Consider the following 9,192-nt stretch of genomic DNA (forward strand, 5'->3'; position numbering starts at 1 on the left):
TGACACCAATTGGTGTCAAAAATCGGTCGTAGAATAATTGTTGGGCAATTTGTGGGAATAGTCCTCAAAAAAATGACACCAATTGGTGTCAAAAATCGGCGGTAGAATAATTATTCGTCAATTTGTTCACGATAAAATAAGGCTTTCAAGAATTGAGATGGGAAATTTGAGAATCTAAAACGCATTATGAATTCAACATCCACAATTGAAAATCCCAAATCCCCAGATGCCAAAATCGATCTGCGGGGGACTCCGTGTCCTCTGAATTTTGTCCGCACTAAATTGCGCTTGGAACAAATGCCACCTGGTGCTGTTTTGGAAGTGTGGCTGGATGCTGGGGAGCCGATCGAACAAGTGCCTGATAGTCTGAAAATGGAAGGCTATCAAATTCTCGAAACGCAATTTATGGCGGATGAGTCGGAGTCTGGCTTTTTTGCCATGAAAGTGCAGCGCCCAGAACTCCAGGAAGCCGGATGAGCCTGAATTTGTCCTCTCTCGTCGGTACAGTCGTGGCTGTTCAGGCTAACTTCTACCGAGTCAGGCTAGATCCAGCAGCCGGGATTCACGAGAATATAGCCCTGGCGGATGCTCCCACTCTCCTGTGCACTCGCCGCACTCGACTCAAAAAAATTGGTCAACAGGTGATGGTGGGCGATCGCGTGGTGGTAGACGAACCGGACTGGACTGACCGCCGGGGTGCAATTTCAGAAGTCTTCCCCCGCCGCACAGAACTCAACCGCCCGCCTGTCGCTAATGCCGATCGCATTCTCCTCGTTTTTGCCCTCGCCGAACCCGATTTAGACCCCGCCTCATTAACTCGGTTTTTAGTCAAGGCAGAATCTACAGGTTTAGAGGTGAGTTTGTGCCTGAACAAATGCGATTTGGTGAGAGCCGAGGAGTTGGAACAGTGGCGCGATCGGCTTTCACGTTGGGGCTACGAACCAATGTTTATTAGCGTTCGCAGCGGTTTAGGAGTGCAGGAAGTTGCCACAAATTTTCAAAATAAAGTTTATGTCGAAAAAGTAACTTCCCAGAATTTATCGGACAAAATAGATGGTTCTCTGTTGCCTTCTGAGGAGAACCCCCTACTAGCAAATTCGGCTCATCCGTTAGCTCCGTTAAATTCCGTACAAAATCCCTTGCCGAACTTTCTCCACAGCCACACCCAAGACAAAATAACGATAATTTGTGGGCCTTCTGGCGTCGGCAAGTCCAGCTTGATCAACCAACTGGTTCCGGCGCTGAACCTGCGAGTGAACGCTGTTTCTGGCAAACTCGGCCGCGGGCGCCACACAACTCGCCACGTCGAACTATTTGAACTTCCCGACGGCGGATTGCTGGCGGATACTCCGGGCTTTAATCAGCCGGCTCTCGAATCCGATCCGTCGGAGTTAGCTGAATATTTCCCAGAAGCTCGTCAGAGGCTGGCTTTGGGTAGCTGCCAGTTTAGCGACTGTTCGCACCGCGATGAGCCTAACTGTGTGGTGCGGGGAGATTGGGAGCGCTACCAGTATTATTTGAATTTTATGGAAGAGGCGATCGTCCGCCAACAAGCTCTGCAAAACTCCAGCAGCGCCGAATCCAGTTTGAAGCAGCAAACCAAGTCCGACGGTACACAGCAGTATGAACCGAAACTGCAAACTAAAAAATATCGCCGCACGAACCGCCGCCTGCAACACCAGTCGCTGCAAGATATGTGTCAAGAAGATTTAGAGGATTTCTGAGGAAGTAGTCGCCGCCGATCGCCCGCGAGGAGTCTGACAATATTACCAAGACTTACTCAGCAACGGGATTCGATCGAGTAAGATACTTCTTTGCCACCCGAGGCCTTGGACTGCAAGACCCGGTTTCTTTAGTGGCGAGTGCGTAAGTCCTGAGTACATTAATCGCTAAAATTAAATGGCCTTAGATTTGTAAAAAAAAGTAGAACAGAAGCAAAAGTTAGCGGGTAATGCAGGAGCAAAAATATTGTGAATATTCAAGAACTGTTTCAAAAAGGCGGCCCCGCCATGTGGCCCCTGTTGGTGTTATCGATTCTATCTGTAAGTACAATTATCGAGCGCTTGTGGTTCTGGGCAAGCCTCTTGAGCAAAGAGAAGCAGATAGTTAACCGGATTCTCGACGCGGCGCGGAGCGATTGGGGGGCGGCTAACGAGATTGCCAGACAAGCCAACCGACAGCCGATCGGGCGATTTCTTTCTGCACCCCTGCGCCTGTACAATCCCGAACCAGATTTATTTCGACTCGCCCTCGAAGCAGCCGCCGATGAAGAGTTGGCTTCGATGCGCCGCGGGGACAAAATCTTAGAAGCGACGATCGCTCTCGCCCCTTTGCTGGGCTTGCTGGGAACAGTTTTGGGCTTGATTAACTCCCTCAGTTCCATCCGTCTGGGCGACATCGGTACGGCGGCAACCACTGGCGTGACTTTGGGGATTAGCGAGGCGCTGATCACGACTGCGAGTGGGATGGTAGTAGCAATTTTTACCTTGGCGTTTTATCGGATATTTCAAGCTTTTTTGTTCAACCAAGCCAAAATATTTCGCAAAGCTGGAAATGAAATGGAATTGCTCTACAGACAATATTGGCCGACTGCTAATGCTAAAGGTCGATCGCCCGGTACAGATCACAACAATTCTTCCTTTGGTTCCGATGGTTTGAACAGGCGTTCTCTCAATTCTCAAGAATCATCGGGAGAACGTCTCAGGGAGCCGAAATTGAAAGGTTCCGATCCGGCTGAAGATTCACCTTCTAATAATTAGAACAAAGAACAACTGATGAAGATTCACTTAGATACTCCTGCTGAAGAGGCTCGGATTGAACTGGTGCCTTTAATTGACGTGATCTTTTGCATTCTGACGTTTTTTTTGGTGGCGGCTTTGCAACTGACTCGCCAGCAAGCGATTAATGTCGATTTGCCGAAGGCGAAGACTGGACAAACGCAGATGCGAGAGATGCTGATTGTCAGCATTGACGATTTCGGGCAAACTTATATCGACCAATTGCCTGTTAATTACCAGCAGCTCGATCGAGTTTTAAAGAGTTTCCACAGCACAAATCCTGCCGGCTTGACGGTGTTGTACGCTCCTCAAAATGCTAAATACGCCAAAGTTGTGGAGGTTTTAGACAAATTGCGAGAGGTAGGGGGCGATCGAGTAGCTCTAGCAACTCTTCCTAGTTCGGCTCCCTCTGCCCAGCCGAATAATCCGTCGCTTCCCAATTCGGGGATTCCTGCGGCACCTTCGGGCAATTACCCTCAACCCCTGCCGTCTCCCGTAGCTCCTGGGCAACAACAGCTCAATCCGAATCGGTTTCAATCTCCTCTTCCGGCTCCGGGGCAGCAGCAGTTCAATCCCAATCAGTTTCAATCTCCTCTTCCAGCACCGGGACAGCAGCCGAGCAACTCTGGGGGAAATCTGGGAATTCCTCCCGTTTCGCCCGCACCCATTGCCCCCAATTCCAGGCCCGGAGCTGCTACTCCACCGCCGAATGTCCCTCCCTCAAATTAGTAAGAACGCTTCCAAGTTTGGAAGCAGTGTGCGGGATTTAACAGATGTAGCCGATTTAACGAATACAAGGAAGAAGGTAAGGGAGAAGAGAGAAATATAGATTCTCCCAGTCTCCCCATCTCCCCTCACCCGATCTCCTGACAGGTGTAGGTTTTCCCCTGGCAAAACCCAGCAAATCTAGACAGTGCAAAAGTTTTGGGCTTTTGCCTCTTAAAATCTCAAACTCTTATGGGATAAGGCTTTTACCAAAAAACCTACACCCGTCAGCACCCGCTCTCCCCCTCAGCCAGAGAGAATTTCCGCGCGAGTTGGTATAAATCGCTGCAATTATTTTGGTTCATACTGAGCCTTTTTTCTCTTGACAAGTAGATAGAGTGGTATAAGTCTGCGGAAGGAACTTTTGCGGACATCTTGCCATCTCTATGGTTAAGTTATTTCTTAGGAAAGATGGTAATTTTGTCAAATTATTGTTACCTTTTGTAATATACTAAAGCGAGATAGGCTTGCGGGACATCCTGAAACCAAGAGCCGATCGCTGAAGCAACTTACAGAAACAACTTACAAATCTGGTTAATCCAGGTTTCACTGTCAAGTCACTTTTACTTACTACAGGAGTCAAAGTCATGAGCCAACCAGCAGAATTGTCTTTGGAGCAGCAATTTAGCCTGTGTTCCTTCAAAACACAGGTAAGTGACATGAGCCGCGAGCAAGCTCAGGAGTTTTTGGTCAAGCTTTACGAGCAAATGATGTTGCGCGAAACCATGTACCGCCATTTTCTCAAACACCATTGGGGTCTAGAACCCAATCCAGGCGTTGAGTAGCCTAGAGTCGCAGTCGGCGACCTCCGTCTCTTACTCTCTTCCCTCAGGCGGAAAGGAGTTGGGGGTGATGGGGCGTCACTCAAAGGTATAAAGCAGAATATCCTCAGAGCTCGACACTGATATACGGATGAATTTATCAGGTTAGAGGCATTTGGTAGAAACAATTTTTAGCAACCTATCGAGAACTCATCCTCGGGTCTAGACAAACTCGCACTTTATTGTCTTTTGATTCTACTAAAAGTTGGGATCAAGTCTCCGTAATAGTCCGATCGACGATCGCAGCACAGAGCAACAAGAATTTATCGCTCCGCCTCTCAAAAATTATAAATTTTTCGACAATATATATATTTTTTATACAATAAATTAAAGTCATAAATTCGCAGATTGGGTAGAATAAATTAATAATATCTAATTTCCAGAAATGCAAATTGTTTGATATAGTTTTTCTCAAAAATATCAGGTATGTCTGGCAATTGGTAATGGGAAAAAAGGTAATGGGTAATTGGTAAGCGATATGTATTACAAGCTTTCTGAGGTTTCTCTCCGGTAAAGATGGTCTTCGTGCGTGCGTTCTCCCAGGCGATCGCAGCAGAATTTGATATACCTCATCGGCTCTCCTGGACTTTTGGTGAAAAAGTGGGGGGTAGAGGGATAGCTTCATCAAAAGATTGAATTGAAAGACTTATAGGGCAATGGATTGAGAATTGATCGGGCTGGCTTATAACCTCAAAATCAGGAGAGCCACCTCATCTTTATGAGAACCGCTATATCGCGAGCTTCACACTTCACTAAAGCTTTTAATCTCCTGTAAAGTTAGATTTGCACTGCTAGCCCTCTCAAGTTGCAGCGGATGGCTTTGAGCAAGAATTGAGCAAGTCGGACATCAAAAGGCGATCTCCGACAAGCAAAACCTTTAATTTTCTACTCAAGTTCTAGAGCACGCAACTTGTAACTGTGACGTACCCCACACTCATGCTATGCATACAGTGCGGGCTTCCCGTTTCATCCGCCGTTGCCTCTACTATCCGAAGATAGTGTTGGTCTTAGTCTTACACCGCGATCGCGAGGTTTTAGTCAATGCTTGAATCAATCAACACATTGCTACTGACTCTTTCACTATCCCGTGATAGTGACCGGGCAGACTCCCTGCACCCCAAGGAGTTTAAGTTTTACTCGCACAACACACCGTGGATTTATGGCAATTGCCAACCAGCTAGGCGTATTTCTTCCCCGATCTCTGGTCTTGCTGTGGCAAGCGTTTGACCGCTACTCTAGCCTGTCTTTTCGAGCAGTCGGGCGGGTCAACGACGATTAACAATATAGCATGAAAACAAGTCTATGAGAGCATTTCAAGGTTTTGAACAATCCAGGAGGTTAACTGGCTGTTTCCTCCATCTCCCTTCTCTGTTGGGCAACGCCCAATTCGTTCAGGGAGCGTCGTCAACAGCCCTGCTCTCATCCCGACGCTCATCTTTCAGATAGAGCGCGGGGCTTCCCGCGAGGTAGCTAAAAAGAGTTATTCCGACTGACGTTCCAGAGTTGCCTCCATCGTACTCGTCAAGTAATGACCAGACATGATGCCACTAGATTGGTAGTAGCGATTTTCATCAACGCGGTGGAGGGTATCAAAACCCGTCCGCCGCTGGCGTTCATCTCCGAGTACCCAGTAACGTTGGACGATCGACTGGGGAGCAATCCAACCTTCGCCCTCGACTCGGCCGAGTTCGCTGTGTTGGAGTACAAAAGTATACTGCCGCTCATCGTTGTTGAGGTGTCCTCGGTACTGCAAAATAATCTCTTCGCGATCGCCTCCTGGAAACACGAGCTTCGTCACCATACTGAACCAATCTGTTCGGTTCCAGCTCACTAAAGTTTTGCCTTTTACCGTAATTGGCACGCCATTGCGCTCAATCCAACTTCCTTCGAGCGTCCATTGGCCAGATTCCATTAAAAACGTGTGAGCCACAGTGCTGTTCCTATGCTTTTCCTGCTGGCTACAATGCTGGTGCAACAACGCACAGCCGTTGTCCCTCAGACTCTATGCTATCATGCCCAACTGTGCCAACAAGAGTTAATTTCTCCTAACAGAACCGGCGCGCAAGCACCAGTAACTTGAGGCAGATTGCCGGGAATACCCCGAACCCGCCAGGCGGCTAAAACCGCGAAAGCGATCGCCTCTTTAAAATCTACACTCAAGCCTGCCTCAGAAGTAGTCAACACTTGCACTGGATGCAATTGTGCTTGCAATCGGCGTTTTAAGTAGAGATTGTGGCTGCCGCCCCCGCACAATAAAACTCGATCGGGCATCTGCGGCAAAAAAGTTTGGTAACTGTGAACGATCGAAGCAACAGTCAGTTCCGTCAAAGTAGCCAGCACATCAGCAGGACTGAGGTTGTAACCTTGAGCCTCGACCAAACAACGGTTAAAATAGTCTACACCAAATAACTCTCGCCCTGTAGATTTGGGCGGTGCTTGGATGAAAAAATCTTGCTGTAGCCAATTCTCTACTAAAGCTTGACAGGGAGTGCCACTTGCCGCCCAAGCTCCACCTTCGTCACAAGTTTTTGTTCCGTCACAGAAGTGCTGCACTGCCAAGTCTAACAGCGAATTTGCCGGCCCGGTATCCCAACCCAAGATACCCTCGCCCAGAGGAGAAACCGCAGACTTGTCAGCCAATTCTTTATCTCTCCTGGCAGGAAGATAAGTAAAATTGCCAATTCCGCCGAGATTTTGGATGCAGAGGTTGCGGTTGGGTTCAGCAAGCAGGCAGGCATCAACTATTGGGACTAAGGGTGCTCCTTGACCTCCTGCTGCAATGTCTGCCGATCGAAAATTGCTCACAGTTGTAATGCCTGTCAATTGCGCGATGAGCGCGCCCCGCCCGAGTTGCAAGCTGTAACCCATGTCTGAGCCGGGGCTAGGTGCAGCAGAAAAACTGCTCTTTTCCGTATTCCCTGGGGGTCGGTGGTAGACAGTTTGACCGTGAGAGCCGATTAATTCTGCATCATCATATTCTGCTTGAATTGTCAAGGCTGCATTAGCAAATTCTTGGGCGATCGCATCATCTAATTGAGCGAACTCAACCATAGATAACGCGGAACCACTGCAAACTGAGAGAATTTGCGATCGCAAAGTAGCAGGATAAGGGAAAGTCTTGCCGGCCACCAACTGCACTTTTAAGTCTGCTTGGGAACCGACCACATCCACTAAAGCAGCATCAATGCCATCCACCGACGTGCCACTCATCAAACCAATAACGCGAACCATTCGATTTTAAATTTTAGATTTGAGATTTTTTGATTCGGAGATTGGGAGATTTTTAGGTATGCGAGGGTGCGAGGATATTATTTGAGGTCGATCGTCACGATCACCACAGTAATATTGTCCCGTCCCCCTTTATCCTTGGCGGCTTCAATCAAAGCAGTTGCAGCGCCCTCGCAAGCGCGAATCGACTTCAGAGGCGAAGCAATCAAAGGATCGGAAAGTTCCTCAGTCAAGCCGTCGCTGCACAGCAGCAAGCGATCCCCGGGCTTTACGTCCACCGGCAGAATATCTATCTCGTGCAAATCATCGCGGCCCAAACACTGGGACAAAACGTGACGCCAAGGATGACTGCGAGCCTGATCCGGAGTCAGGGCCTTTCTTTTGACAGCCTGAGCCACCCAAGTCTGGTCTTCAGTAATCTGATCCAAGTGAGAGCCGTGCAGCCGATACAAGCGAGAGTCCCCGATATTAGCGCACCAAGGTCTCCCCTCATCCCTAAAGATCAGAACCACAGCCGTAGTCCCCATATCAGCACGCTCGGGATGTTCGAGCTGATCGGTCAAAATTGCTTGATTGGCAATTAACAAAGCCTTTTCCAACAACAGGGGAGAATCTTCAGGCCCTTCCCAATGTTCGAGCAAATAAGATTGAATCGCCCCAGTCGCAATCCGACTGGCTTCTTGACCTCCTGCGTGTCCTCCCATGCCGTCGGCCACTATGAAAAATCGCCCGTCAGGGTCTATGTGGTACGAATCCTGATTTACGGAACGAACCAGCCCTGTATCTGTCTTACCTGCGAAAGAGCGTTTCATAGATTGGTGCTTGGACTCATCGAACTTCAAAGCTTGATTTAATGGGTGCAATTTTTGATTACAAAACTTAAAATTCCGAACGGTACTGAAATTTCTGCCGATCGCTAGTCTTGGAAAAATTGCACTTCATTAGCCTTACATTGTAGATCGTCTGATGCTAATTCCGTCTGAAAATTTTCGTAAATCAAGCTGCATTCAGCAACACCTGGGCAAAAAAAGGGATTTCTAGCTTCAAAATAAGACATTTGGCTGGGGAGAAATCTATGCAGCAACCGGGGTTTTAGTGTCCCTAGCAAGTAATAGCTGTCAAGTTGAGAAACTTGTTGTCAGCCTGCGAAAACTTAACAGTGAACTACCCCGCCCTACTTCCTACGCGCCCTGAGCGCTTCGGTCGTTGAGGGCGGAGCTTCCAACTTCGACGGGTAGTGCCTTAGAAACGGATGACTTACGCCTTCGGGACTTTGGACTTACCTTCCCGACCTTGGCAGTAGCGCTAGTTCCTAACGCTAAAATACGGAGTCCTTCATCTCGAATATTGACCGCTGCGTTGACATCCCGGTCATGCTTTGTTTCACAGCTTTGACACTGCCATGACCGCACATTCAACGGCAAATTACCAACTCGATTGAGACAGACTGAGCAAGTCTTTGAGGATGGGAAAAAACGGTCTACTTCGACGTAGCACTTCCCCTGCTTCGTAAAACTTACCCAAACTTAACTAAAGCCATCTTTAGCTACAATGAAAGAGTTCACTTCCTGCGCTATTGAGTGGTCGGCCATCCCAAGGTA

The 9,192-nt window shown here is 48.3% G+C and carries 8 protein-coding genes and 1 pseudogene; 5 read left to right on the forward strand and 4 right to left on the reverse strand.

What is annotated here, in order from left to right:
- Nucleotides 1-186 precede the first annotated feature (186 nt).
- From JGK07_RS10560 to JGK07_RS10580, 5 genes are all read left to right on the forward strand, one after another.
- Nucleotides 187-477 carry a sulfurtransferase TusA family protein gene (locus JGK07_RS10560; protein ID WP_293177084.1) on the forward strand — a complete coding sequence of 97 codons (291 nt, stop codon included), beginning with the start codon at nucleotides 187-189 and terminating at the stop codon, nucleotides 475-477.
- A complete protein-coding gene (rsgA, locus tag JGK07_RS10565; protein ID WP_293177082.1) occupies nucleotides 474-1,724 on the forward strand; it encodes a ribosome small subunit-dependent GTPase A in 1,251 nt (416 codons plus the stop codon). Before JGK07_RS10560 ends, rsgA begins: the two co-directional genes overlap by 4 nt.
- A gap of 246 nt (nucleotides 1,725-1,970) precedes the next feature.
- Nucleotides 1,971-2,759, forward strand: coding sequence for a MotA/TolQ/ExbB proton channel family protein (locus JGK07_RS10570; protein WP_293177080.1), 789 nt, complete (start codon nucleotides 1,971-1,973; stop codon nucleotides 2,757-2,759).
- 15 nt (nucleotides 2,760-2,774) lie between these two features.
- A complete protein-coding gene (locus JGK07_RS10575; protein WP_293177078.1) occupies nucleotides 2,775-3,506 on the forward strand; it encodes a biopolymer transporter ExbD in 732 nt (243 codons plus the stop codon).
- Between the two features lie 623 nt (nucleotides 3,507-4,129).
- Nucleotides 4,130-4,327: an NblA/ycf18 family protein gene (locus tag JGK07_RS10580; RefSeq protein ID WP_006635253.1), complete on the forward strand. Its 198-nt coding sequence runs from the start codon at nucleotides 4,130-4,132 to the stop codon at nucleotides 4,325-4,327.
- Between the two features lie 1,516 nt (nucleotides 4,328-5,843).
- Here the strand turns inward: JGK07_RS10580 and JGK07_RS10585 are convergent.
- The 4 genes and pseudogenes from JGK07_RS10585 to JGK07_RS10600 all read right to left on the reverse strand — a co-directional run.
- Nucleotides 5,844-6,293: a hypothetical protein gene (locus tag JGK07_RS10585; protein WP_293177066.1), complete on the reverse strand. Its 450-nt coding sequence runs from the start codon at nucleotides 6,291-6,293 to the stop codon at nucleotides 5,844-5,846.
- 80 nt (nucleotides 6,294-6,373) lie between these two features.
- A complete protein-coding gene (locus JGK07_RS10590; RefSeq protein ID WP_293177064.1) occupies nucleotides 6,374-7,594 on the reverse strand; it encodes an anhydro-N-acetylmuramic acid kinase in 1,221 nt (406 codons plus the stop codon).
- Between the two features lie 77 nt (nucleotides 7,595-7,671).
- A complete protein-coding gene (locus JGK07_RS10595) occupies nucleotides 7,672-8,403 on the reverse strand; it encodes a PP2C family serine/threonine-protein phosphatase (protein WP_293241799.1) in 732 nt (243 codons plus the stop codon).
- Between the two features lie 369 nt (nucleotides 8,404-8,772).
- Nucleotides 8,773-9,096: pseudogene (locus JGK07_RS10600) on the reverse strand (zinc ribbon domain-containing protein); the annotation flags it as partial.
- Nucleotides 9,097-9,192: the final 96 nt, after the last annotated feature.

This window comes from Microcoleus sp. PH2017_24_DOB_U_A, from assembly GCF_020738205.1.
GTDB lineage: Bacteria > Cyanobacteriota > Cyanobacteriia > Cyanobacteriales > Microcoleaceae > Microcoleus.

Coding starts and splice junctions, on each gene's coding strand:
- JGK07_RS10560 (WP_293177084.1), top strand. CDS start 187: ATGAATTCAACATCCACAATTGAAAATCCCAAATCCCCAGATGCCAAA.
- rsgA (WP_293177082.1), top strand. CDS start 474: ATGAGCCTGAATTTGTCCTCTCTCGTCGGTACAGTCGTGGCTGTTCAG.
- JGK07_RS10575 (WP_293177078.1), top strand. CDS start 2,775: ATGAAGATTCACTTAGATACTCCTGCTGAAGAGGCTCGGATTGAACTG.
- JGK07_RS10580 (WP_006635253.1), top strand. CDS start 4,130: ATGAGCCAACCAGCAGAATTGTCTTTGGAGCAGCAATTTAGCCTGTGT.
- JGK07_RS10590 (WP_293177064.1), bottom strand. CDS start 7,594: ATGGTTCGCGTTATTGGTTTGATGAGTGGCACGTCGGTGGATGGCATT.
- JGK07_RS10595 (WP_293241799.1), bottom strand. CDS start 8,403: ATGAAACGCTCTTTCGCAGGTAAGACAGATACAGGGCTGGTTCGTTCC.